The following is a 26,502-nucleotide window of genomic DNA, read 5'->3' on the forward strand; positions in this document are numbered from 1 at the left end:
TTAAAACATCGATAAAGGAGGATACAAGACTTGGCTGAATCAGATTTACCAACGCGAATAACCGATGTGAATTTGTCGAAGACGATGCGAACATCGTTCTTAAGTTATGCCATGAGTGTCATCGTGGCGCGGGCATTACCTGATGTTCGTGATGGGTTAAAACCCGTCCATCGGCGGATTCTATATGGGATGAGTGAACTAGGGGTCACCCCTGAAAAACCTTACAAGAAATCGGCCAGAATTGTCGGCGATGTCATGGGGAAATATCATCCCCATGGGGACTCGGCAATTTATGAATCAATGGTCCGGATGGCGCAGGACTTCAGTTATCGCTACATGCTAGTTGATGGTCATGGGAACTTTGGGTCCGTCGATGGTGACGGTGCCGCGGCCATGCGGTATACCGAAGCTCGAATGAGCAAAATTGCGGTTGAAATGTTACGCGATATCAATAAGGATACCGTTAACTGGCAACCAAACTATGATGATACTGAACGCGAACCAGAAGTTTTACCAGCACGTTTCCCGAACCTGCTAGTTAATGGGGCGACTGGGATTGCGGTTGGGATGACGACCAATATTCCACCACATAATTTGTCGGAAGTCATTTCTGCTATTCACTTGTTGATGGATAATCCTGACGTGACGACGGCTGATTTGATGGAAGCCGTCCCAGGTCCTGATTTCCCAACTGGTGGGATTGTGATGGGTAAGTCCGGTATTCGGAAAGCTTACGAAACTGGTCGGGGTAATATCATTATCCGGGCAAAAGTTGACATTCAAGAACAAAAGAATGGTAAGCAACGGATTATTGTCACTGAATTACCATATATGGTCAACAAAGCTAAATTAATCGAACGGATTGCATCGTTAGCTCGTGATAAAGAAATCGAAGGGATCACCGACATCAATGATGAAAGTGACCGTGAAGGGATGCGGGTCGTGATTGACGTGCGTCGTGATGCGAGTGCTTCAGTGATCTTGAACAACTTGTACAAGATGACCTTGATGCAAACGAACTTTGGGTTCAACATGTTGGCGATCGTCAAAGGTGCGCCAAAAGTCTTGAGCTTGAAACAAATTTTGACCTACTACTTGGAACATCAAGAAGATGTCATCCGGCGGCGGACTGAATTTGATTTGAAGAAAGCTCAAGCACGGGCACACATCTTAGAAGGCTTACGGATTGCCTTAGATCACATCGATGAAATCATCTCAATTATTCGTCATTCACAGACGAGTGAAATTGCGAAGAATCAATTGATGGATAACTATGGGTTGTCTGATAAACAAGCCCAAGCAATCTTGGATATGCGGCTCGTTCGGTTGACCGGTTTGGAACGTGAAAAGATCGAAAGTGAATACCAAGATCTTTTGAAAGCTATTGCGGATTACAAAGTGATCTTGGGTAGCAAAGAACGGCTAAACCAAATCATTTACGAAGAATTGCTTGAAATTCAACGTAAGTTTGGCGATGAACGTCGGACTGAATTGATGATCGGGGAAGTCTTGAGCCTTGAAGACGAAGACTTAATCGAAGAAGAAGAAGTTGCCGTTACCTTAACGCACAATGGCTACATCAAACGCTTGCCAACGACTGAATTCAAGTCGCAGCATCGTGGTGGTCGTGGGATTCAAGGGATGGATGTTCATGATGATGACTTTATTGAGCATCTCTTGACGACCTCAACGCATGACGTGCTCTTGTTCTTCACCAATGCCGGTAAAGTTTATCGGATGAAAGCCTATGAGATTCCAGAATACGGTCGCACGGCCAAAGGAATCCCAGTCATTAACTTGTTAGGCGTTAATTCCGGTGAAACAATTCAAGCGGTCGTTAATGTGCGCGGCGATGCCAACACCAGCGATGACTTCTTGTTCTTCACCACCTTGAATGGGGTCGTGAAACGGACGCCTGTCCAAGAATTTGCCAATATCCGCAGTAATGGATTAAAGGCAATCACGTTGAAGGATGACGATGAATTAATCGGTGTCACGATTACTGATGGTCATCAAAATATGATTATCGGGACGCATGCTGGTTATGCCGTTAGCTTTGACGAAGGCACGGTTCGGTCAATGGGTCGGACCGCTGCTGGGGTTCGTGGGATTCGGTTACGCGATGACGATTATGTTGTCGGTTTTGATATCTTGAAGCCTGACAGTAAGGTCTTTATCATTACTGAAAAAGGTTATGGTAAACAAACCCCAGCCGCTGATTACCCAATTAAGGGTCGTGGTGGTAAAGGGATCAAGACAGCTAATGTCACCGATAAGAACGGCTCATTAGCCGGCTTAACGACCGTGACTGGTGCTGAAGATATTATGGTGATGACTGACCAAGGGGTGATGATTCGCTTTAATATCGCAACCGTTTCGCAAACGGGTCGGGCGACTTTAGGGGTTCGCCTGATTCGGATTGATGACAACGGTAAAGTGGCCACGATGGCCAAAGTTGATCCAGAAACGATCGATGAAGCCGATGGTGAAACACCTGATACTGAAGCCACAAATTCGGATTCAGTTGATGAATCGGTAGACGCGACGTCAACTGATTCAACCACACCAGAAGATCAAGCTTAACTAGAATTTTAAAAAAGTTGTTCACTAATTTGATTAGTGGCAACTTTTTTATTGCCCGGGAAATTAAATTGGCGCTGATCGTTTTACGTAGTTGTAAGACGTATCGAAGCTTAGGATTTTTTTGTTTTGTCGGCTGCGTCAACCCTTGCAACAAATTGACTTAGATGCTATACTTGTAATTCGTGAGTATCTAAGTCTCACTTAGATTACTTTCCTTGCTCTTTCAAAGGAAAGGGCCTGAAGTCCATAAGGAGGTGCAAATTTCATGAGTGAATCAAAGAAATATGAAATTACTTACATCGTACGCCCAGACATCGACGATGCTGCTAAGACAGCCGTTGTTGATCGTTTTGACAAAATCTTAACTGATAACGGTGCTGAAGTAATTGATTCAAAAGATTGGTCAAAACGCCGTTTCGCATACGAAATCGGTGGTTACAATGAAGGTACGTATCATATCGTTAACTTAACTGCTACCGATGATGCTGCTTTAAACGAATTCGACCGTCTTTCAAAGATCAATGATGACATTTTACGTCACATGATCGTTCGTCGCGAAGACTAATTACAACAAACTTGAAATAAATTGAGAGAGGAGCACTTCTGTTATGATTAACCGTACAGTTCTTGTTGGCCGACTAACAAGAGATCCTGAGTTACGATACACTTCTGGTGGTGCGGCTGTAGCGACATTTTCGCTAGCTGTTAACCGGAATTTCACTAACCAAAATGGGGAACGTGAAGCTGATTTCATCAACTGCGTCATCTGGCGTAAAGCTGCTGAAAATTTTGCGAACTTTACCCATAAAGGATCCCTGGTTGGGATTGATGGCCGGATTCAAACCCGGAATTATGAAAACCAACAGGGCCAACGGGTCTATGTAACTGAAGTGGTCGCTGAAAACTTCTCACTATTGGAATCGCGGGCAGAATCCGAACGCTATCGGGCTGCTAACGGCGGTGGCAATACCAACACGAATAATGGTGGTAACAGCTACGGCAATAATAACAATGGTGGTTATCAAGGTGGCCAAAATAACGCTCCTCAACAATCATCGGCGGCAAATAACAATCCCTTTGGTAATGGTAATAGCGGCAACGCTAATGCTAATAATGGGGCAGCTAGTGGCAGCAATGCTAGTCAAGCTGATCCATTTGCTAACAGTGGGGATCAAATTGATATTTCCGATGATGATTTACCATTCTAAGCAGGTTACCTGCAGTTATTAGAGGAGGGAAATAATCATGGCTCAACAAAGAAGAGGTGGCCGTCGTCGTCGTAAAGTCGACTTCATCGCCGCAAACCATATCGAATACATCGATTATAAAGATACTGACTTATTACGTCGTTTCATTTCTGAACGTGGGAAGATCTTGCCACGTCGTGTGACTGGGACGAGTGCTAAGAACCAACGTTCTTTAACAATCGCGATCAAACGTGCTCGGATTATGGGCTTATTAGCCTTCGTTTCCGAAGACTAAAACTGATCATTTAAAACCACGGAATTTATTTCCGTGGTTTTTATTTGGTTATTTTTAGTAATGATTGCTGATCAGAAGTAACTTGCCACCTACCGTTCGCCCACATTGAGCCGGAACGCTGTGGGCGGACCGGCTCAGCCAAAAAAGCGGTCTGAGCCGTCGTTTTGAACCACTAAAACCGTGTTTCAAAAGCGCCAGTCTCTAAGCGATAAATCGCTAAGAGCCCCCCACGGCTTGGCCCAATGTGGACTCGCTCTCGGTTATGACGATGACTAAATTGATTAATTGTCCGCAATATAACCGGAGTCAGCCAGTGATGGCGCCGGCCATGAAAACATCGTTAGTCCGGATGAGTTTTCCGGGCTTACGATGTGGACGTCTTTTGAGACTAGTGATTTTCTAGGCTTAAAAGCGAGACGGAAGCCCGCATTTTGGCTGCAGTCGGTCCCACAGCCGGCAGAATCACTGGCTGGCGTAGGTGACTAATTTAGGTGATACTAGTAAGATTTCTACGACTATATTTCATACAATCTTTAAAGCAAAACGGCCGTTTGGTTAGACAACGTAGCGTTAGTTCGATGGATTTTGCGTGTTGTCAGACGAACGACACTGAAATGCTAACGTGGTTTGTGATAAAATATAATTATTACTATAGAACTTTTGAGGGAATTTCAAATGAAAAAATTTTTTTCGCGCGAAAACATTCCATTTTTCTTACAAAATCAACAATTGCGATTGTTGGCGTTAGTTATCTTTGGCTTATCGCTGATTACGCTAGTGACGGGCTTTTTAATGAATTGGATATTCGGAACGGTGGTTCTAATTCTAATCATTTTAGCTAGCATTATGTCATATAACACGTTGATTGAGTTAAGTTCAAGCGCTAATGAGTATATTTCAGATTTATCATACCGGATTAAGCGAGGCGAACAAGCGGCGTTAATTCAAATGCCGATTGGGGTACTCTTGTTTAATGCGGACCAAACGATCGAATGGATCAATCCGTACTTACAACGGTACTTTGGTGATCGGGATGTGATCGGTTATCGCTTGGAAGAATTAGACCCAGAGCTAGCGGCGGCTGTCGCGGAACATGGTGATCAGCCAGCCACGATTTGTTGGCAAGATTATCAATTTGATTTACGGGTTCAGGATAGTACGCGAACGTTATATTTAATGGACGTGACTAAGTACGCTGAATTGGCTGATCAATTTGAAGATGAAAAACTGGTGATTGGGCAGATCTTCTTGGATAACTATGATGAAATTACCCAATCAATGGCGGATACAGATATCTCGAATCTGAATAATTACGTCACTAATGAGTTATCGAAGTGGACGCAAACCTTTGGGATGTATTTGAAACGTCTGGATGATGACCATTTCTTCTTACTCGGCTATGCCAATAGTTTGCGGCGGGTTGAAGAAAATAAATTCCGAATTCTTGATCGGATTCGGGAATCAACGTCGAAGCAAAACTTCCCATTAACGTTGAGTATTGGGATCGCCTATGGTGAACGCAATATGAATAACTTAGCGGACTTGGCTCAAAGTAACATGGACTTAGCCTTAGGTCGTGGTGGCGATCAAGTTGTCGTTAAAGCTGAAGATGAGCCGGCCCGCTTTTATGGTGGCAAGACGAATCCAATGGAAAAGCGGACTCGGGTTCGGGCCCGGATGATTAGTCAGACCCTGATTGAATTGATGAATCAGTCTGATCAAGTCTTCGTTCAGGGGCATCATCAACCAGATATGGATGCCGTTGGGGCTTGTTTAGGGATTCGGCGGATTGCGGAAATGAATGGCAAGCAATGCTGGATTGTTTTAGATGAGCAAAACCTGCATTCCGACATTCAACGGTTATTAGACCAATTAAAATTAGACGAAAACATTTCGGCATCCATTATTTCACCAGCTGAAGCTTTGGAAAAAGCGACGGACCAGAGTTTGCTAGTCATGGCTGACCATTCTAAGGCTAGCATCTCGATGTCAAAAGCCTTGTATGAACGGTTGGAAAATCGCGTGATGATTATTGACCATCACCGGCGAGGCGAAGAATTTCCAGAAAATCCCGTTTTGGTTTATATTGAACCATATGCCTCATCAACTTGTGAGTTAATTACCGAAATGTTTGAGTATCAATCACATGATGCGGAACCAATTAATAAGATTGAGGCCACGGCAATGTTGACGGGGATCGTCATTGATACGAAGTCCTTCTCACTACGGACCGGTTCACGGACCTTTGATGCGGCCAGTTATTTGCGCTCGGCTGGTGCCGACAGTCTGCTCGTGCAACAGTTCATGAAGGAAAATGTCGATAGTTACTTACAACGGAATCATTTGATTGAATCCGTTGAATTTGTGAATCAAGATATGGCGCTATGTGTGGGCGAAAATGACCAGGCTTATGATCCAGTCACGGCTGCCCAAGCTGCCGATTCATTGTTAGCCATGTCCGGTGTGGACGCTTCCTTTGTCATTACCCGTCGTGAAGATGGTCGAGTTGGAATTTCAGCGCGATCACTTGGCGAGATTAATGTGCAAGTCTACATGGAACAACTCGGTGGGGGTGGGCATTTATCAAATGCGGCGACTCAAATCGAAGGGCAATCAGTGGAAGAAGTTAAGCAAGCGTTGATTGATATCTTGACGGCACCAGATACACAACAATCAGAATCTAATTAGGAGTGATCAGACATGCAAGTTATTTTTCTTAGTGATGTTCGTGGTAAAGGTAAACGGGGCCAAGTGAAGAACGTGCCCGATGGTTATGCACAAAACTTTTTAATCAAAAAAGGATTGGCTAAAGAAGCCACTAAAGCTGCCATTAACACCTTAAAGGCAGAACAAAAGTCAGAAGCTGCTCGGGCTGCGGAAGAATTAGCTGAAGCTAAGACGGTTAAGACGACTTTAGAGGCCGATAGCACGGTCGTTGAACTTACTGCTAAGGCTGGGACTGATGGCCGCTTATTCGGTTCAATTCCTAGCAAGCAAATTGCCAAGGCATTAGCCGATCAATACCAAGTTAAATTAGATAAACGTAAGATTGAATTACCTGATCCAATTCGGGTTTTAGGCTATACCAACGTGCCCGTTAAGCTGCACCCAGAAGTGACAGCTAAGATTCGTGTGCACGTGGTGGAAAAGTAAAAGGACGGACCGCACATGAACAACGATGGGTTAATTGATCAAACCCCGCCACAAAACCTTGAAGCTGAAAAAGCGGTGCTAGGGGCTATTTTCTTAAATAGCGATGCTTTGGTAGAAGCGATGGAATTCGTGGAAGCCCCCGACTTTTATCGCCGGGCCCATCAGATTATTTTTGCCGCCATGGTTATTTTAAATGACCGTGATGAGGCGATTGATGCGGTGACAGTCAGTGACTTGTTGACGGCGCAAAATCAATTAGAAGATGTCGGTGGGATGAGTTATATTGCCGAACTAGCTGGCTCGGTCCCAACGGCAGCTAATGCAGGTTATTATGCTAAAATCGTGGCGCAAAAAGCAACGGTGCGGCGGTTAATTAAGACCGCGACCGAAATTACGACTAAAGCGTATACCGAAAATGACGATGTCACCACGTTACTTGATGACGCTGAACGAGAAATCATGAATGTTTCTGAACAGCGGAATCAAAGTGGGTTTAAGTCAATTGCCGATGTGTTGAATTCGTCAATTGAAGAGATTGATCGTTTGTATCAAAATGATGATGATATTACCGGTTTACCAACTGGCTTTGCGGAATTGGATAAAATGACCGCTGGACTACAACCTGATAACTTGATCATTTTAGCCGCGCGACCGGCCGTCGGGAAGACCGCCTTTGCGTTAAACATTGCGCAAAATGTGGCAACCAAGACCGATTCTACAGTAGCCATTTTCAGTTTGGAAATGGGGGCTGAGTCACTAGTTAATCGGATGCTCTGTGCCGAAGGTAGTATTGACGCTGGTCATCTGCGAACTGGGCAATTAGATGAAGAAGAGTGGGAACACTTGGTGGTCGCCATGGGGAGTTTGTCCAAGGCAAGCATCTTTATCGATGATACCCCAGGGATTAAGATGTCTGAAATCCGGGCCAAGAGTCGCCGGTTAGCGAAAGAACAAGGCGGCCTCGGCTTAATCGTGGTCGATTACTTGCAGCTGATTGAAGGTAGTAATACGGAAAGTCGGCAACAAGAAGTGTCTGAAATTTCACGGCAAATGAAAAAGTTAGCTAAGGAATTAGGCATTCCAGTTATTGCGTTGTCCCAGTTATCACGTGGTGTTGAACAACGGCAGGATAAACGACCGGTGCTATCTGATATTCGTGAATCTGGGTCAATCGAACAAGATGCCGATATCGTCGCTTTCCTCTATCGGGAAGATTATTATGATCGGGCCGATGGTGAAGACGACGATGGCGGTGGTGGTAACTTTGGTGGTGGCGGAGGCGACTTTAACGGTGGCGATCCACGTGATCAAGATGCTTCCGAAGATGTCGGTGAAGTTGAAGTTATTATTGAAAAGAACCGAGCTGGGGCGCGGGGGACGGTTAAGTTATTGTTTGTCAAACCATTCAATAAATTCTCGTCAGTTTCCTACGCGCAAGACCCGCAAAATCCATAGTGAATTCAGAAGTCTGGGATATGATCTCAGGCTTTTTTATTTGGTTTCTAAAGGACAGCTGTTATCTTTTGTTACATAAAATTAGAATTGGCTGTGATATGATAGACTTAATTCCCGATGCTAGGGCTAGCAATCAAAAAAGGACGGTGAGCGCATGGTAAAAAAGTCAGCAATCGGGATTCCGTGGTTAATTGCTGGGCAATTTATGAATAATATTGGCATGAGCTTCATTTGGCCGTTAACGACGATTTATATGCATAATGTGCTAGGAAAATCACTCACCGAAACTGGCGTGGTGTTAATGCTCAACTCGATTGCTAACGTTTGCGCCAGTACGATTGGTGGTCGTATCTTTGATCGGCACAATCCTTATACGTTGCTTTTGCTGGGAATCGGGCTGAATGGGGCGGCTAACTTTTCGTTGATCTGGATGCATGGTTGGCCGTGGTACCCAATCTTGCTGGTGATTACCGGCTTTGCTAGTGGGTGGCTAAATACCATGTTTAATGCGTTAGCGGCTAGTGTGCCCCGGCAAAAAGTACGCCGGACGTTTACGCTGATGTATTTAGCAGCTAATCTGGGTGTGGTGTTTGGCACGTTATTTGTCGGAATCGTGTATCAAATGGGAATGGCTAAGCTATTCTCAATGACGACGAGTCTCTTCGTGATCTTCTTAGTCATTGCGATTTTTAAATACAATGTGGATGCCAGTCAAGTTACTGGCGTTGATCCGCGACAAGCAACGGCTAGTCGACTACCGAAAGCTAATGGCCGCATGATTTGGACGTTCTTTATTAGTCTCTTTATGATTTGGCTGGTTTACGAGCAATGGGTGAGCAATTTATCGGTTTACATGACCAATCTGGGGTTGCCATTACGCAATTATAGTTTATTATGGACGGTTAATGCGGGACTGTTAGTCGTGATTCAAAGTGTGCTAAGTTTATTGGGTGATCGAATTAAGAGTCTTTATCATCAATTCTTCTTTGGCATGTTATTTGTCGGATTATCATTTCTGTCACTGATTAGTGCGCATGATTATGCTCATTTTATTTTTGCAATGGTGTTATTGACGATTGGTGAGGCGACCTGGTCACCGGCCATGCCAACCTTAGTTAGCCAATTGTCTCCCTTAAAAGCTAAAGGGCGGTATCAAGGCCTAGTTCAGGCGTTTAGTGCGCTAGGTCGGTCGTTAGGGCCATTATTTGGCGGGGTCATTATTGACAATTGGTCCTATAAAAGTCTGTTCTTAGTGGCGTTTATGATATTGATGGTCGTGCTTGCTGTTAATGTGGGTGTCGTTCATTGGAATCAGAAACGCGCAGTTAATTATTTGCAGGAACCACTTAAAAAATAAACAATGTTTCACGTGAAACAATTAAATAATGAAGAAGTTGGTGGCAATAGTGGGAGTAAAACGACAGTTATCAGCAAAACGCGTCGTCATTAAAGTCGGGACGAGTACGTTAGTTTATCCCGATGGGTCAATTAATTTACGGGCCATTGATCAATTGGCATTTGTCATTAGTGCGATGCGGCATCGGGGTCGCGAAGTCGTGCTCGTTTCATCCGGGGCGATTGGGGTCGGATTGAACTATATCGGGTTAACCCAACGGCCAAAAGCTATCCCAGAACAACAGGCGATTGCGGCGATTGGGCAGTCTGAATTAATTTCAATTTATAAAGAACGATTTGCCGTTTATGAACAAAAGATCGGGCAACTTTTATTGACCCGCGATATTTTTATCTATCCGAAGAGTCATCAAAATGTGTTGAATACCTTTGAAGCGTTACTCGCGCAAAAAATTGTGCCAATCGTTAATGAAAATGATACCGTTGCGGTTGATGAATTGGATCATGAAACCAAATTTGGTGATAATGATCAGTTGTCGGCGGTCGTTGCAACCAATATTGGGGCTGATCTGTTGATTATGCTATCTGATATTGATGGCTTTTACGATGGTAATCCGCATGCGGATACGGCCGCCAATTTATTGGCGCATGTTCCAGCGGTGACCGATGATACTTATGCATTAGCCGGTGGTAGTGGCAGTCGTTTTGGCACTGGTGGAATGGTGACCAAGCTCAAGGCTGCAGAACGGATGATACAAGCAGATGGGCAAATGATTTTAGCAAATGGCGCCGATCCCACCATTATTTTTGATATTTTGGCTGGTGAATCAGTCGGTACGTTGTTTGGATAGTGTTAGGAGGAAACGTTATGGATGCAGCAACAACGGCTTTAACGACATTAGGGCAGCAGGCGCAACAAGCTAGCTACACGTTAGGGTTATTATCAACGAAACAAAAGAATGCCATTTTATTGGCAATGGCGCAGGCCTTAATTGACCAACAGGCACCGATTTTAGCGGCTAACGCCAAGGATTTAGCGAATCCACAAATTCCGGCTAAATTTGTTGACCGCTTAACGTTAACGTCAGCGCGTTTGACTGAAATGGCCACTGGCTTACGTCAAGTGGCGGCATTACCTGATCCGATTGGCAATGTTGATCGGGCTTGGCGCAACGATGCTGGACTATTGATTGCGAAAGAACGAGTCCCATTAGGGGTCATTGGGATGATCTTTGAAGCTCGGCCTAATGTCACCGTGGATGCGGCGGGATTATGTTTTAAGACGGGTAACGCCGTGATTTTGCGCGGGGGGAAGGAAGCCTTGCATTCTAATCAAGCCCTAGTTAACGTGTTGCAGGATGTCTTACAAGCTGCTGATGTGGATCGTCATGCGATTCAGCTCATTCAAGATACGTCGCACGAAACGGCGGCAGCTTTTATGCGACTGACAGATTATGTTGATGTCTTAATTCCACGCGGGAGTGCGCGCTTGATTCAAGCGGTGTTAACCCAAGCAACAGTACCTGTCATTGAGACTGGTGCGGGTAACTGTCATGTTTATGTCGATCAAGCCGCACAATTAGACATGGCGACGAAGATTATTGTGAACGGAAAAGTACAACGGCCCTCAGTTTGCAACGCAACGGAAAAAGTTTTAATTCATCGTGCAGTTGCGGCCGACTATTTACCAACGATTATCCAAGCACTGCGCGATCAAGGCGTAGAGGTTCGCGGTGATACGGCGACTCAGGCGATTGTGCCTGATGTGGTACCGGCTACGGCTGCGGATTGGGCGACAGAATATAATGATCTCATTATAGCGATTAAGGTGGTCGATTCTGAAGCTGACGCGATTGCACATATTAATCGCTATAACACGCAACATTCAGAAGCCATCGTGACGGATAACTACCAAGCCGGGAAGGTTTTCCAGCAACGTGTTAATGCAGCCTGTGTTTATATTAATGCGTCGACGCGCTTTACGGATGGGTTTGAATTTGGATTTGGAGCCGAAATTGGTATTTCCACGCAAAAATTACATGCACGGGGGCCAATGGGCTTGAATGAATTAACGGCCTACAAGTACGTGATTGATGGTAACGGCCAAGTTCGGCAATAGCCAACAATTGTTTAGCAAAGTTACTGATGACGATGCGTTGTCAGTGACTTTTTTTGTTAATTTGGTAAGTGTTTAAATTAATAAACTCAATTATTTGGCGTTTTTTTGAAATTAATGGCGATTGCGAGCCAAATGCGATTAGAACGCAATTCCTGGAAACTGTTATCAATAGACAGTTTCCAGCTTTTTGCGTGGCCAAAGTTACCGAATGATTGGTAGCACAACGTTTTGGGTCAATAAGTTCGACATAATAAGGCCAACTTATCAAGTCTGGGCAATAATGGCACTGGTTCGTATAATGAAGCCAGTTTTAGTCGGTTAGTCAGACACCTATTTGGGGGTGACCACGGTTGGAAAAAGTCGCGGCAACGCAAAGTTATTTATTTAATACCGGAGCACAATATCAAAGTCAACAATATTTGGGCTGTCACTGGGAATCAGCGACACAAGTTAGCTTTCGGGTTTGGGCACCGCATGCCCAACTCGTTCAAGTCATCGGGAGTTTTAACGATTGGCAACCGATCCCATTGATGTTACTCCCAAAAACCGGAATTTGGGTCGGGGCGGTCGCCAGCGTTCAAGTTGGCGACTTGTATAAATTTCAAGTGACGGACGCAGCGGGACACGTTCAGGCTAAAATTGACCCGTTTGCCCGTCAGTTTGAAAAAAAGCCCGGCGATGCTGGTGTGGTTCCGGATCCCACGCCGATGCAATGGCATGACAGTTTATGGTTAGCTCGTCGTAAAAAATCACGGTCAGCTAACCGACCAATCAATATTTATGAAGTCCATTTAGGGTCGTGGCGGCGTCATTCGGATGGTCGCTATTATACTTACAAGGAACTTTCAGAAACCTTAATTCCATACGTCAAAAAGTTAGGTTATACCCACATCGAGCTCATGCCAGTCATGGAACATTTATTAGATGCGTCATGGGGCTATCAACAATTGGGGTATTTCGCACCGACAAGTCGATTTGGAACACCGCTAGACTTTTTAAAGTTAGTCGATCAATGCCATCAAGCTAATATTGGTGTGATTGTTGATTGGGTACCCGGACACTTTATCCGCAATTACGATGCGTTATATCAATATGATGGGACGCCAACCTTTGAATATCAAGACCCGGATCGTGCCAATAATCGGCGTTGGGGGGCTTGGAATTTTGATCTTGGTAAAGCCCAAGTCCAAAGCTTTCTCATTTCCAGCGCGTTATTCTGGTTAACAGATTGTCATCTGGATGGGTTACGTGTCGATGCGGTATCGAATATGCTCTATCTTGATTACGACGAAGGGCGTGCGGGGCAGCGTAATCAATTTGGTGATAATCGAAATCTAGAAGGGATCGCCTTCTTAAAACGATTGAACACACTCATTTTTGAACAACATCCTGATGTCTTAATGATCGCTGAAGAATCATCAGCGTATCCGCAAGTCACCGCATCAGTTGATCAAGGCGGTCTCGGGTTTAATTACAAATGGAACATGGGCTGGATGCATGATACGTTGGCCTTTTTTCAATTAGATCCGTGGCAACGACGTGATCATTTCGAGTTACTCACCTTTGCATTTGTCTATCTTTATGATGAACAATTTATCTTACCGTTTTCCCATGATGAAGTCGTGCATGGCAAAAAGTCACTCATGCATAAAATGCCGGGTGACCGGTATAATCAATTCGCCAATTTACGGACGATGCTGACTTACATGCTGGCTTTTCCAGGCAAAGTCTTGAATTTTATGGGCTCGGAGTGGGGGCAATTTTTAGAATGGCGTGATTGGAGTCAGCTAGAGTGGGTGGATCTAAAAGATCCGTTAAACCATGGCATGCAACAGTTCACCCAAACGTTGAATCAGGTTTATCGTGAGAATCGACCATTATGGGAATTGGATCATGATCCAGCTGGTCTCATTTATACGTATACGGATGATCCTGCTAGCGCAACGATGGGTTTTATTCGCCAAGCTAAGCGGAAGTATAGTTTTGTGGTGGCCGCGTTTAATTTTATGCCAATTGAACGGCGGCACTATCAAATCGGTGTACCGTATCCAGGACAATATGAGTTGTTACTAAATACTGAAGCGCAAGCCTTTGGGGGTACTTGGACCAAACTCGAGACGACCTTTACGGCGATTGAACAACCGTATCATGGCCAACCCGCTAGCTTTGAGGTCACACTGCCTGCGATGGGGGCGCTATTAATTCGGTCACAGCGTGTTGAAAAAAGGAGTCGGTGACAGATGACTGATGAAATGTTGGGAATCATTTTAGCCGGGGGTCAGGGGACCCGATTAGGCAAACTTACCAAGGATACCGCGAAACCCGCAGTACCATTTGGAGGTCGCTACCGCATTATTGATTTTACGTTGAGTAATTGCGCTAACTCAGGGGTTAACACGGTTGGAGTGATTACGCAATACCAACCGTTGGAACTAAATGCCCATATTGGTAATGGCGCAAGTTGGGGACTAGATGATTCAAGTGGTGGGGTGACGGTGTTACAACCCTATTCGTCAACGGAAGGTGAAAAGTTTTTTGAAGGCACCGCCCATGCGATTTATCAAAATATTGAATACATCGACCAACATCATCCGAAGTATTTACTGGTCTTGTCAGGAGATCACATTTACAAAATGGATTACGCAGCGATGCTAGCTTATCATAAGGCCAAAAAAGCCGCGTTAACGGTTGGCGTCATTCCAGTAACTAAAGAAGAAGCGAAGCGTTTTGGGATGATGAATACCGATGAAACGGATCGAATTATCGAATTTGAAGAGAAGCCGGTTCATCCGAAGAGTGACAAGGCCTCAATGGGCATCTATATTTTTAACTGGCCGACGTTACGCGATTACTTGGTTAAAAGCTATGCAACGGATAAGTCATTGGAAGATTTTGGGAAGAATGTCATTCCCGCCTATTTAACGCATAACGAGTCGGTTTATGCGTACGCTTTTGAAGGCTATTGGCGTGATGTTGGGACGATTCAGAGTTTGTGGCAAGCAAATATGGAATTTTTATCGCCGCATAATCGCTTAAATATTGGTGATCAACATTGGCGGATTTACTCGAAAGCACAAGTCTTGCCGCCAATGTTTTTGACGGCAACCAGCCAAGTGAATGACGCCATGATCGTCGATAGTTGTTATGTAGCTGGTGAAATCAATCATTCCATTTTGTCACAACGCGTGTCAGTTGGCATGGGCAGCCGGATTGTCGACAGTATGATTATGTCGGGCGCCACAATTGGTAAGAACGTGGTTATTGACCATGCGTTGGTTGGAGAAGACGCCATCATTGGCGATGATGCTACTGTCAAAGGGACGACGGCGGACATTGCGGTGGTGGGTTATCACGAAACTGTGGGGGTGCAGCAACCATGAAAAGAGGCAGTGTTAGTGCAATTGTGAATTTGGTTGAACCGTGGGCGGCGTTAGAACCGTTAACGACGCAACGGCCAGTTGGGACGTTGCCGTTTGGTGGGCGGTATCGCCTATTAGACTTCCCATTGTCCAGTGCGACGAATGCCGGCATTCAAAATGTCATGGTGGCGGCGCCACGGTCAGGACGCTCAGTGATGGATCATTTACGTAGTGGTCGTGACTGGAACTTAGACTCGATTCGTGGGGGGCTCTTTATGTATCCATACAATGATTTACAACTTGTTTCAGTGGAGAAGAAGGCCACGCTACTTCATCACTATTATGACAACGCGATGCTTTTCTTAAAACGTAGTCAGAGTGAGTATACGGTGGTGATGGGCACGCGTAATGTCAGTAATATTGATTTACGGGCGTTGACGCGTTATCACGAAGAACGGGATAATCCGATTACGACGGTTTACAAGAGTATTGATCCCAACACGTTAGCGCCGGACCATACCATTTTGCAGCTGACGGCTAAAGGTATGGCCACTGCGGTGGTGCCGGCCGATAAAGCGAAACTAAAAAAAACCGCTAAAACGGTCGCAAAAAACTTAGGCATTTACTTGTTGAGCACCGTTGATTTGATTGATATTTTACAAGAGGCTAATCGTCGTGGGGTCTTGATTAGTTTAGAAGAGTTGATGATGCAAGCCGTGATGCAGCAAAATGCGAATGCTTTTGAATACACTGGCTTTTACGCCAATATTCATGATGTTTCGAGCTACTATGCGGCGAATATGGCGATTTTGGATGAAACCAACTTCCGAGCGTTGTTTTACAGTTCGCGTCAGATTTATACCAAGGTTAAAAATGAAGTCCCTACCTTCTTTGCGCAAGGTTCCCAATTCCGGGCGAGTTTATGTGGTACTGGGGGCTACATCGAGGGGCAAGTCGAACATTCAGTGATTTTTCGCAATGTGTTGATTAATCGTGATAGTCAGATAAAAGATGCCGTGATCATGCAAGGGACGCGAATCGGTGCGGGGACACAGATCGAAAATGCGGTGATTGATAAGAATGTGGTCATTGGGCCGAACTTAGTCTTGAAAGGCCAACCCAACCAGCCACTGGTTATTCGCAAGGGGGCCCACATTTTTAAGCAAACGGAGGTGGTGGCTAGTGACTAAGGTTTTATTTGCAACTGCCGAAGCGGCGCCATTTTATAAAACGGGCGGTTTAGGCGATGTCAGTGATGCTCTACCACGGGCACTACACCAAGCCGGGACGACGATTCGAGTCGTCTTACCTTACTATGCACAGTTGATGCCAATGAGGTTTCAACGGCAATTAACCGATTTATGTCACTTTGATGTTCAAGTGGGTGATCATTGGGCTTATTGTGGGGTCAAAACCCTTACCTTAACAGGGATGACGTACTATCTGATTGATAACTTGGATTATTTTGGTCGTCCTGGCATGTATGGCTATTGGGATGATGGTGAGCGCTTTGCCTTTTTTCAACTGGCGATTTGTGAATTGATGACGCATGTCGACTATATCCCAGATGTGCTGCATTTAAACGACTGGCATACGGCTTTCATTCCAGTATTGCTAGCTGAAAAATATTATTGGGTTAGTGCGTACCGAAAGATCAAAACCGTGCTAACTATTCATAATCTTCAATTTCAAGGGATTTATGACCCCATTATTTTGGATAGTCTATTTCGAATTGGCTGCCAGACGTTTACTGAAACGGGTATTGAATTTTACGGTCAGGTGAATTTCTTAAAGGGCGGCATTAACTTTGCGGATGCGGTGAATACAGTGTCGCCAAGCTATGCAGCTGAGATTCAGACCCCGGCTTTTGGGGAACGTTTAGATGGCGTGTTACGGGCAAATGCGGGGAAGCTGCATGGCATTATGAATGGGATCGATATGAAGCGATATGATCCAGCGACTGCCCCCGACTTAGTTGCGGCTTATTCGGCGCAAGACTTAACGCCGAAAGCCATTGATAAAGTCGCCTTGCAACAGGCAGTTGGTTTGCCGGTTGCGAAAGTTCCGGTATTAGCGGTGGTTTCGCGGCTAACGCGACAAAAAGGGATGGATTTGTTATTAGATGCGTTAGATGATTTCTTGAAAATGAGCTCGGCACAAGTCATTGTGTTAGGAACCGGTGATCCAGTGTTAGAAGCAGCCTTCAAGACGTTTCAAACGGCCTATCCACAGCAAGTGGCAGCTCAAATTAAGTTTGATGTGCAATTAGCACAACAGCTGTATGCGGGCAGTGATCTGTTCTTGATGCCATCGGCGTTTGAACCGTCGGGCCTATCGCAAATGATGGCGATGCGCTATGGCACGTTGCCATTGGTGCATCTTGTCGGTGGGTTAAAAGATACGGTACAACCTTACAATCACTATACTGGGGCAGGCACCGGGTTTGGGTTTGATGATTATCGACCAGCGGTATTGCGAAAAGTGATGTGCCAAGCGTTGCGTGTTTATCAAGAACAACCAGCGATTTGGCAGCACTTGCAGCAACAAGCCATGACGCAAGATTTCGGTTGGGCACAATCGGCTGCCAAGTATCAAGCGCTTTATCAACAACTATGCGGGTTAGATGGAGGTGCCTTGTGAAATTAACAACTGCCAAATTCAAACAGGATTTTCTAACAGAAATCAAAACGTTATATGCGACGGAACTTAGTGATACGTCAGCGTTGGATCAATTATTGGCTTTAGGTCATTTAGTCCGGTGCTATGATGGGCCAAACTGGACCAAGACGTCAGCGCGCTATTGTCAACAGGATCAAAAACAAGTGTACTATTTTTCGATTGAATTTTTACCAGGACGTTTGCTTAAGTCCAATTTATTGAATTTGCAACTGCTGACAACGGTACGTCAAGGGTTGACCGAACTTGGCCTGGATTTTGACAAAATTAGTGCGACTGAACCTGACCCCGGTCTTGGTAATGGCGGGTTAGGCCGTTTAGCAGCCTGTTATTTGGATTCAATGGCTAGTCTGGGCATCGCCGGACATGGCAATGGCATTCGCTATCGCTATGGGTTGTTTAAACAAGTTTTTATGGATGGCTATCAAGTAGAATTACCCGATGATTGGTTACGCAATGGCAATGTCTGGGAAATTCGGCGTGAAAATAAAGCTTGTTTAGTGCATTTTGGTGGTCAGGTTTGGTTGAAACCGACCGCTGAAGGCCAATTGACCCCCGTTTATACCAACACGGAGGATGTCTTAGCTGTTCCCTACGATACTGGGATCGTTGGTTATCATAATGACGTGACCAATACGTTACGATTGTGGTCGGCTGAGTTGCCACCAAATGCGGATCAAATTGGCACGTCTCAAGCACAACGTGATCGGGTTGATGAAATTACAAAAGTCCTTTATCCAGATGACTCGAATTCAGCCGGACAAGCCTTACGTTTACGCCAAGAATACTTTTTCACATCGGCAGGCGTTCAAAGCATTCTACGTCACTATCAGCGGTGTCACCATGGGTTAAAGGATTTAGGTCAAAAGATTGCGTTGCATATTAACGATACGCACCCGACCTTGGTGATTCCTGAGTTAATGCGGCTTTTAATGGATGATCATCATGATACTTGGGAGCAGGCGTGGGCCTTAACCACCCAAATTGTGAGCTATACGAATCATACGGTTTTACAAGAAGCCTTAGAAACGTGGCCAATTGACCTATTTAAAGACTTATTACCCCGAATCTATCAAATTGTGGTGGAGATTGATCGGCGTTATCGATTAACTAAGACACCTCTATTTGGAAGCGAGTTGGTTAATCGAACAGCGCCATTGGGTGATGGTCAAGTGCGGATGGCTTATTTAGCGGTGATTGGTAGCCACAGTGTCAACGGTGTCGCGCCACTACACACGCAACTGTTGAAAAATGACGTCTTACGTGACTTGTATCAAGTTTATCCAGCGCGTTTTAATAATAAGACCAATGGTATCGCCATGCGTCGCTGGTTACAATTGGCCAATGAGCCTTTATCCACGTTAATTGATCAGCATATTGGCACTAAATGGCGGCAGCAACCACAGTTACTACAACGATTAATCGCTGAACGCGAGAATCCTAAATTTTTGGCGCAGTTAGCTGCCGTGAAACAGCAAAATAAGCAGGCATTAGCGCAGTATATCCAACAAAATTTAGGTATCACGATTAGAACCGATGCGATTTTTGATGTTCAAATTAAGCGGCTTCATGCCTATAAACGCCAATTATTGCATGTGCTAGAGATCTTACGAGAATATGTGGCGTTAAAGGCCAATCCGCACCTTAAAACGCCGCCAAGAGTGCATATTTTTGGCGCTAAAGCCGCGCCTAGCTATCACTATGCCAAAGCGATTATCAAGTTGATTAATGCCGTCGCTGAGCTTGTTAATCATGATCCGGCGATTGGTGATCGACTAAAAGTGGTCTTTATTCCTAATTATGGCGTTTCTCTAGGTGAATTAATCATTCCGGCCGCTGATGTAAGTGAACAGATTTCAACGGCCTCTAAGGAAGCTTCTGGGACGAGTAACATGAAATTAATGGCTAACGGGGCGTTGTCATTAGCGACTTATGATGGGGCCAACATTGATATCATTCAAGCGGCGGGGACTGCTAATGAGTATCCGTTCGGGTTAACGGCGCAGGCCGTCTATGACTATTATGCGCGCGGGGACTATCGGGCAAACGACTATTATCAAAGTAATGCCGAACTCAAACAAGTGCTAGATATGTTAGTTGACGGATCGATTCCCGGCATTTCAACAGAAGGCCGTGAAATTTATGAGTCATTATTACGTTACAATGATGAGTTCTTTGTTCTAGCCGACTATGAAAGTTATGTGCAGCAGCAACAACAACTTAGTCGTGATTTTCGAGATCCCGTCAAATGGCAACAAAAATCATTAGCCAATATTGCCGCAGCTGGTAGCTTTTCGGCTGATCTGTCGGTCATGCGATATGCTGATGATATTTGGCACTTACGTCATCCAGGGATACAGCTGTAAATGAAATGAGGTGCGGTGATGCAAATTGACTATAATTCGTTTCAAACAGCCGATCGTTCACCATTTGGGGCGGTCATGCCACAAACGCCAGTCCAGTTTAGACTCACCGTCACTGCTAGTGAGCCCATTTCTCAAGTGAATTTTCGGGTGGCCCATGATGGCCAGTGGGACGCTGAGATCGTTCAACCAATGCACGCAATGGCTGGCGGGGCTTATACGACTAGTTTTATCCCCACTCAAGCGGGATTGTATTTTTATTATTTTGAAGTGCAACTGGCTCATGAGGTGGTCTACTACGGCTGTCGTGATGGTGGTTATGGGGGGACTGGCGTTCAATATGCTCGTCGTGAACAAGTGCAAATGTATCAACTCACGACGCTAGCGGCCAAAGAAAGCCTGCCACAATGGTATCGTGAAGGCGTGGCCTATCAGATCTTTATTGATCGGTTCTACAACGGCAATTCGGATGGTCATGTTAATGCCCCTAAAGCAAACAGCTTCTTGTATGGTCGTTTGAGTGATCGACCGCTGTACATTCGTGATGCGCAACAAGCGATTTTACGGTGGGATTTTTATGGTGGTAATTTACGTGGCGTAACTGCCAAGGTGCCTTATTTGAAGCAGTTAGGTGTGACGAGCATTTATTTAACGCCGATCTTTCAAGCTGATAGCAATCATCGTTATGATACCGGCGATTACTATCAAATTGATCCAGTTTTAGGCGACCTAAGTGATTTTGACCAACTAGTCACGACATTGCATCAAGCCGGGATGCGTTTAATTCTGGATGGTGTGTTTAATCATGTGGGTGTCGAATCACGGTACTTTAATCGGAGCGGCCATTATGAGTCGCTCGGCGCCGCGCAAGCGCGGACAAGCCCATATTACAGTTGGTTCACGTTCATCAATTATCCGACTGAATATGATAGCTGGTGGGGCATTAATGATTTGCCAACCGTTGACAAACAAAATCAATCTTATCGCGATTTCATTTATGCCAAGCCAGGGTCGGTCATCGATTATTGGACCGCGCGTGGCGTTGATGGTTGGCGATTAGATGTGGCCGATGAGTTACCGGACGACTTTATTGCGGGGATTCGACAAGCCTTGGATCGTTATCCTGATAAGGTGCTTATTGGTGAAGTTTGGGAAGATGCGTCGCACAAATTAGCGTATGGTCAGCGCCGGCACTATTTAGAAGGTGGTCGGTTACAAGCGGTGATGAATTACCCGCTAAGACGGTTGATTATCCACGTCTTGACTGGCACACTAGCCCCGAGTGATTGGTGGCGTGAGCTGATGACGCTTAAAGAAAATTATCCGGCGACCGCGTTTAACTATAATTTTAATAATATTGGCTCGCACGATACGCCCAGAATTTTAACGATGCTACAAAATGATCAGGCTCGATTGTCTTTGGCGATGGGATTATTGCTGACGCTACCGGGGGTACCATGTTTATATTATGGTGATGAAGCCAAGATGACCGGTGGTAAGGATCCAGACAATCGTGCGTTTTATCCTTGGAATCAAGTGGATCAGCCGTTGCAACAAGTGGTACAGCAATGGGTTCAGTGGCGACGGGCTCATCCAATGCTCAACACATGGACGTTTGCCCCATTTTATATGGCTGATTATGGGATTGGTTATGTTTATTGGGAAATCGATCAACTGAAAGTTTTAGTGACCCTTAACGTGACTGATATGGTACGAGTGGTGACGGCAAATGACTTACAGTTAGCTTGTTTACCGACAACGATTGCGGCTCAAGTCCGCTCGCAATTAGTGGGTCACTCGTTAAAGGTCAATCAGTTGCAACTTAGTGAAAACTTTACCTGAATTTTACGCAATTGCGATAGTGATTAAGTCGGGGGATCGCTATAGTATTAACTGTACTTCTTAATCAGCACCCCGCGATTATGTCATTAAGAAGTATCCCCGTCGATCCTTAAAAGACGTAGAAGAAGGTCGTAGCTTTCCTTGATTGGCTGCGGCCTTTTGCTACGCCTTTTTTTGATGGTTTTGGGTTGAGTTAAATTTGCCACCTACGCCAGCCAGTGGTTCTGCCGGCTGTGGGACCGACTGCAGTCAAAGAGCAGGCTTCCGTCTCGCTTTAAAGCCTAGCCAAAACCGCTAGTCTCAAAAGACGTCCACATCGTAAGCCCGGCAAAATCGTCCGGACTAACGATGTTTTCACGGCCGGCGCCATCACTGGCTGACTTCGGTTATATCGCGGATGTTAATTAAGTTTGTGATCACCACTATAACCGAGAGTGAGCTCACCTTGAGCCCAGCCGTGGGAAGCTCTTAGCGATTTATCGCTTAGAGCTCGGCGCTTTTGAAACACGGGGTTGGTGGTTCAAAACGAAGGTTCGGACCGCTTTTTGGCTGAACCGGTCCGCCCACAGCGTTCCGGCTCAAGGTGGGCGAGCGGCAGGTGGCAAGCATACTCATTCTTGCTAAATATTCAATCTAACTTAAAGCGGCTATCAAACTCGTCAATTGAGTTTGATAGCCGCTTTTTTTATTTGCCAATTAAGCGAGTGAGGCACTAGTCATGGCTTGTTGAATGTTGGCTAAAGTGAGTTGCGTGGTATCGGTAAAGTTAATATCGGCCGCCGCTAAGACTTTAGGATCACCAATTCCGATGGAGGTTTCGCCAGCGCCATTGATTGATTGCACGCCAGCTGCCGCATCTTCAACCCCGATACATTGAGCGGGATCAAGATTTAGGATTTCGGCGCCACGACGGAAGATTTCAGGATCGGGCTTGCCGTGTTTTAAGCTGGCCGGATCAACTGATTTGGTAAAGTAGTCGGCTAACCCTAGATGGTCTAAGACTCGTGGCGAATTTTTTGAAGCTGAAGCCAATGATAATAAGTAACCGTTGGCCTTTAAGTCGGCTAAAAAGTCGTTAATTCCGGGCAAAATATTGTCAGGCGTCATTTGATTGACGAGTGTTAAATAATTGTCGTTTTTTTCAGTTGCTAAGGCGGTCTTTTCAGCTGGGGTAAACTCATTTTCCTTGTGATCCCGAGCGAGAATCAAGTTTAAGGAATCCATCCGGCTGATCCCCTTTAACGCATCGGCTAACGTGTCATCCCAAGCAACGCCGACCTTATCAGCGACTTGATGCCAAGCCTGACTATGAAAGATTGACGTGTCAGTAATGACCCCATCTAAATCAAAAACAAATCCTTTAATATCTGAAAATTGTGCCATCGAAAAAAACCTCCTATTGTTTGTAGATCACCGTTAGTGGTTGATCTGCTTTTAAGTGATACGTTTTACCAACAATGCTTAACGGCTGATCATGATCGGCGTTGACCGTAATCGTCGTGTGGTCCATGGAGAAGCTATATTGAGTGCCGCGGAACTGTTGCTTGAACTTTAATGTGTGCCAATGTGTTGGCAATTGAGGGGTAACTTGTAAGTAATTCCCCAAAACGCTAACGCCACCAAAATTACGAGTGGCTAACAAAAGAGTGGCACACATGACCCCTAAATGAATCCCTTCAGCAGTTGTCCCACCTTGGATATCGTCATAATCTGAAATCAACGCTTCAGAGAACAGCGTCCAGGCTTGCTCACGATGACCAGCCAGCTGGTCTAAGACCGCGTAAACAATTCGTGATAACGTTGAGCCATGCGTGGTGCGGGCCAAATAGTATTGAATGTTACGGGTCAAGTAATCCTTGGGAAGCTGATAGCCTAGCTGATGTAACAACTTTTCAACCGTTGGGACGTCGAAGTTGTAAAAGGCCATTAGGGCGTCAGCTTGCTTGGCGACTTGATAAGCGTCGGGGGTTTGCCCCGTAGCTTTTAAAATCCGATCAATTCGAGCAATATTCCCGTATTTTTGACGATAAGCGGCGAGATCTAAAGTTGGTAAGTCAAAGTAGCCATCAAATTGTGCAATGATCCCTTGCTGATCAATGTTTAGACTCAATTTTTGGCGAATGAGCCGCATTTGTTCAGTCAAAGCGTGGTCGAAATGAGCAGCTTTAGCGGCCTTTTGGTAAGCGTCCGCCGAAATCTTGGTCCGCAAATGCTCAATAATCGTGAATAACCAAGTGACCATGATATTGGTGTAGGCGTTATTCGTGAGCCCGGGTGTGGGACTGTTTGGATAGCTTTCGTGAAATTCATCCGGTCCCATAACCCCACTGATATCATAACGATCAGTTGCGGCGTTGTAATGGGTCTTACTTAACCAAAAGGCCGCGATAGACAGCATCATTTCTATCCCGTAATCGGCTAAAAAGTCGCAGTCGTGGGTCACGTGATAGTAGGACCAGACATTATAAGCAATGTCTAACGAGACATGCCGCTGTAACCGACTGTTATCCGCATCCCAAGTGTCAGTTAATGGATTCAGATGAACGAGTTGGGCCTGTTCGTCACCAAATTGAGCCGACTGCCAAGGATACATCGCACCGGCATGACCAGCGTCCGCTGCATTTTGACGAGCCGCTGGTAAGCGACGATAACGATAACGTAAGAGTTGTTTGGCTAGTTCAGGTGCTTGTAAGGCGTAATACGGCAACATGAACATTTCATCCCAAAAGACGTGTCCACGATAGGCTTCGCCGTGTAATCCACGAGCACCGACAGAAGCATCCAACTGCCCACTAGTTAAGGCTTCGGCCGCACTGAAACTATGGAATAGATTCACCCGTAGCAAGCGTTGACTCATAATATCACCTTTGATACGAATATCAGCGTTGTGCCAGCGATGATGCCAATAAGCCTGACTCTGAGTAACCGTCGTGTCAAAACTGGCCTGAGCAAGCTCCTGGTTAGCATCGACCGTTGTGTCTTGAACATGGCTAGTGGTGATCACGACATTTTTATCAAAGGTATACGTTTGATGAGCCTGGACCGGAATTGACACTTGTTGCTGAATACTTTGCGTGGGTTCCGTTACCGTCAACAAAGGGATTAGGTCCAAATTCGGACTACTTAATGAGGCCCCAATGGTGTAATGAAGATGCGACGTTTTGGTATGACCGGTTAAATAAATGGCGTTACCTTGCGAGGCACTACCATCAGCATGCAAGTGATGCTGGTCAAAGACATTATACCGACTTACATTGCTATTGACAACGCTTCCATCGATTTTTGAATAGACTTGGACGGTCCCAGTGAAATTTAACGGGGTAATTTGATAACGAATGGCATAACGATGCCAGTGCTTGAGATTAGCGAGTTTTTGCGATTGAACTTGTAGTTGATGACCGGAAGCAAGTTGAATCAAAGTAGTGACAGTCAGAATACCAGTTTTAAGATCAAGGCTGTGATAGACATCTTGAATTTCAGTGGGGGCTAGATCAAATGGGGGTTGATGATCAACACCAAACGTGATGAATTGGGCATTAGGTAGGTTAACTAAGTCTTCATTGACAATCGGTCGATCTTTGAGTTGGGTCGTCTCTTGATCGAAACCACCGGCCACATAGGTGCCAGGATAATGATCGTCGTCGGCGTGGCTTTCGACATCAGCGCCCCGTAGACCGAAATAACCATTGCCAACGGTGAGCATGGCTTCTTGACCATGGCTACGACTAGCTTGTGCTTGACCATAATAGTCCAAATGCCAATCTAAATAGGCCGTTTTAGCTTTGACCGCTTTAATAAGGCCATCACGATCAACGGCCGTTTGGCTCACTACTGGAATGTTCAGACAGTCAGTTAATGCCAGACCCGCATCGACTCGGGTGCCGTTGAAGCTAATAATAGTGTCGGAAAACGGATAAGTGAGACTGCTTTCTAAAATCGCAGCCGTGACTTTTAACCCGGCTAAGCGCGCCTTGAGATGATCCAGATTTTCACTGAAACTGTGCTGCGGATCTAAAGTAAGGGAAAAGCGAGCGGTTGCCGTTTGGTCGTCAACTGGGTAGTAGGCGACGATAATGGTGTCGTGATTAATGGTTAATCGAATTAATTGCATGATTGA

18 protein-coding genes are annotated in these 26,502 nt (G+C 45.3%); 16 read left to right on the forward strand and 2 right to left on the reverse strand.

Features of this window, described 5'->3' with window-relative positions; translation table 11 throughout:
• Positions 1-30: 30 nt before the first annotated feature.
• The 16 genes from gyrA (at position 31) to FFM84_RS06155 (ending at position 22,385) form a co-directional block, all read left to right on the forward strand.
• Entirely contained in the window at positions 31-2,583 is a 2,553-nt protein-coding gene (gene gyrA, locus FFM84_RS06080; RefSeq protein WP_130844504.1) for a DNA gyrase subunit A, read from the forward strand.
• 265 nt (positions 2,584-2,848) lie between these two features.
• Positions 2,849-3,148 (forward strand): 30S ribosomal protein S6, encoded by a 300-nt coding sequence (gene rpsF, locus FFM84_RS06085; protein ID WP_130844503.1) that lies wholly within the window; start codon positions 2,849-2,851, stop codon positions 3,146-3,148.
• 43 nt (positions 3,149-3,191) lie between these two features.
• Complete coding sequence (gene ssb / locus FFM84_RS06090; protein WP_130844502.1) at positions 3,192-3,791, forward strand: single-stranded DNA-binding protein; 600 nt, start codon at positions 3,192-3,194, stop codon at positions 3,789-3,791.
• A gap of 37 nt (positions 3,792-3,828) precedes the next feature.
• A complete protein-coding gene (rpsR, locus tag FFM84_RS06095) occupies positions 3,829-4,065 on the forward strand; it encodes a 30S ribosomal protein S18 (protein ID WP_003641635.1) in 237 nt (78 codons plus the stop codon).
• Positions 4,066-4,740: 675 nt separating this feature from the next.
• Positions 4,741-6,753: a DHH family phosphoesterase gene (locus FFM84_RS06100; RefSeq protein ID WP_130844501.1), complete on the forward strand. Its 2,013-nt coding sequence runs from the start codon at positions 4,741-4,743 to the stop codon at positions 6,751-6,753.
• Between the two features lie 12 nt (positions 6,754-6,765).
• Positions 6,766-7,218, forward strand: coding sequence for a 50S ribosomal protein L9 (gene rplI / locus FFM84_RS06105; RefSeq protein ID WP_130844500.1), 453 nt, complete (start codon positions 6,766-6,768; stop codon positions 7,216-7,218).
• A 15-nt stretch (positions 7,219-7,233) separates the two neighbouring features.
• The gene (gene dnaB / locus FFM84_RS06110; protein ID WP_130844499.1) at positions 7,234-8,673 is read left to right on the forward strand and encodes a replicative DNA helicase; all 1,440 of its coding nucleotides are present in this window, start codon (positions 7,234-7,236) and stop codon (positions 8,671-8,673) included.
• Positions 8,674-8,827: 154 nt separating this feature from the next.
• A complete protein-coding gene (locus tag FFM84_RS06115; RefSeq protein WP_130844498.1) occupies positions 8,828-10,030 on the forward strand; it encodes an MDR family MFS transporter in 1,203 nt (400 codons plus the stop codon).
• A gap of 49 nt (positions 10,031-10,079) precedes the next feature.
• A complete protein-coding gene (proB, locus tag FFM84_RS06120) occupies positions 10,080-10,877 on the forward strand; it encodes a glutamate 5-kinase (protein WP_130844497.1) in 798 nt (265 codons plus the stop codon).
• A 17-nt stretch (positions 10,878-10,894) separates the two neighbouring features.
• Positions 10,895-12,145 carry a glutamate-5-semialdehyde dehydrogenase gene (locus tag FFM84_RS06125; protein WP_130844496.1) on the forward strand — a complete coding sequence of 417 codons (1,251 nt, stop codon included), beginning with the start codon at positions 10,895-10,897 and terminating at the stop codon, positions 12,143-12,145.
• 350 nt (positions 12,146-12,495) lie between these two features.
• Entirely contained in the window at positions 12,496-14,382 is a 1,887-nt protein-coding gene (gene glgB, locus FFM84_RS06130; protein ID WP_130844495.1) for a 1,4-alpha-glucan branching protein GlgB, read from the forward strand.
• A 3-nt stretch (positions 14,383-14,385) separates the two neighbouring features.
• Positions 14,386-15,525 (forward strand): glucose-1-phosphate adenylyltransferase, encoded by a 1,140-nt coding sequence (locus FFM84_RS06135; RefSeq protein WP_130844494.1) that lies wholly within the window; start codon positions 14,386-14,388, stop codon positions 15,523-15,525.
• On the forward strand, positions 15,522-16,694 hold the full coding sequence (gene glgD / locus FFM84_RS06140) for a glucose-1-phosphate adenylyltransferase subunit GlgD (RefSeq protein WP_130844493.1): 1,173 nt from the start codon (positions 15,522-15,524) through the stop codon (positions 16,692-16,694). The genes FFM84_RS06135 and glgD overlap by 4 nt, the downstream gene beginning before the upstream one ends.
• Positions 16,687-18,144 carry a glycogen synthase GlgA gene (glgA, locus tag FFM84_RS06145; protein WP_130844492.1) on the forward strand — a complete coding sequence of 486 codons (1,458 nt, stop codon included), beginning with the start codon at positions 16,687-16,689 and terminating at the stop codon, positions 18,142-18,144. Before glgD ends, glgA begins: the two co-directional genes overlap by 8 nt.
• Positions 18,141-20,546 (forward strand): glycogen/starch/alpha-glucan phosphorylase, encoded by a 2,406-nt coding sequence (locus FFM84_RS06150; RefSeq protein ID WP_130844491.1) that lies wholly within the window; start codon positions 18,141-18,143, stop codon positions 20,544-20,546. The genes glgA and FFM84_RS06150 overlap by 4 nt, the downstream gene beginning before the upstream one ends.
• Positions 20,547-20,564: 18 nt before the next feature.
• Positions 20,565-22,385, forward strand: coding sequence for a glycoside hydrolase family 13 protein (locus FFM84_RS06155; protein WP_130844490.1), 1,821 nt, complete (start codon positions 20,565-20,567; stop codon positions 22,383-22,385).
• Positions 22,386-23,081: 696 nt separating this feature from the next.
• Here the strand turns inward: FFM84_RS06155 and pgmB are convergent.
• Positions 23,082-23,768 carry a beta-phosphoglucomutase gene (gene pgmB, locus FFM84_RS06160; RefSeq protein WP_130844489.1) on the reverse strand — a complete coding sequence of 229 codons (687 nt, stop codon included), beginning with the start codon at positions 23,766-23,768 and terminating at the stop codon, positions 23,082-23,084.
• A 13-nt stretch (positions 23,769-23,781) separates the two neighbouring features.
• Entirely contained in the window at positions 23,782-26,496 is a 2,715-nt protein-coding gene (locus FFM84_RS06165; RefSeq protein WP_130844488.1) for a glycoside hydrolase family 65 protein, read from the reverse strand.
• Between the last annotated feature and the right edge of the window lie 6 nt (positions 26,497-26,502).

The sequence above is a fragment of the Lactiplantibacillus mudanjiangensis genome (assembly GCF_005405385.1).
GTDB classification, from domain to species: Bacteria; Bacillota; Bacilli; order Lactobacillales; family Lactobacillaceae; genus Lactiplantibacillus; species Lactiplantibacillus mudanjiangensis.

Bases quoted from the DNA above. Each gene is read 5' to 3' on its own strand.
- FFM84_RS06155 (WP_130844490.1), top strand. From the start codon at position 20,565: ATGCAAATTGACTATAATTCGTTTCAAACAGCCGATCGTTCACCATTT.
- rplI (WP_130844500.1), top strand. From the start codon at position 6,766: ATGCAAGTTATTTTTCTTAGTGATGTTCGTGGTAAAGGTAAACGGGGC.
- dnaB (WP_130844499.1), top strand. From the start codon at position 7,234: ATGAACAACGATGGGTTAATTGATCAAACCCCGCCACAAAACCTTGAA.
- FFM84_RS06165 (WP_130844488.1), bottom strand. From the start codon at position 26,496: ATGCAATTAATTCGATTAACCATTAATCACGACACCATTATCGTCGCC.
- rpsR (WP_003641635.1), top strand. From the start codon at position 3,829: ATGGCTCAACAAAGAAGAGGTGGCCGTCGTCGTCGTAAAGTCGACTTC.
- glgD (WP_130844493.1), top strand. From the start codon at position 15,522: ATGAAAAGAGGCAGTGTTAGTGCAATTGTGAATTTGGTTGAACCGTGG.
- FFM84_RS06115 (WP_130844498.1), top strand. From the start codon at position 8,828: ATGGTAAAAAAGTCAGCAATCGGGATTCCGTGGTTAATTGCTGGGCAA.
- FFM84_RS06135 (WP_130844494.1), top strand. From the start codon at position 14,386: ATGACTGATGAAATGTTGGGAATCATTTTAGCCGGGGGTCAGGGGACC.
- pgmB (WP_130844489.1), bottom strand. From the start codon at position 23,768: ATGGCACAATTTTCAGATATTAAAGGATTTGTTTTTGATTTAGATGGG.
- FFM84_RS06125 (WP_130844496.1), top strand. From the start codon at position 10,895: ATGGATGCAGCAACAACGGCTTTAACGACATTAGGGCAGCAGGCGCAA.
- rpsF (WP_130844503.1), top strand. From the start codon at position 2,849: ATGAGTGAATCAAAGAAATATGAAATTACTTACATCGTACGCCCAGAC.
- FFM84_RS06100 (WP_130844501.1), top strand. From the start codon at position 4,741: ATGAAAAAATTTTTTTCGCGCGAAAACATTCCATTTTTCTTACAAAAT.
- ssb (WP_130844502.1), top strand. From the start codon at position 3,192: ATGATTAACCGTACAGTTCTTGTTGGCCGACTAACAAGAGATCCTGAG.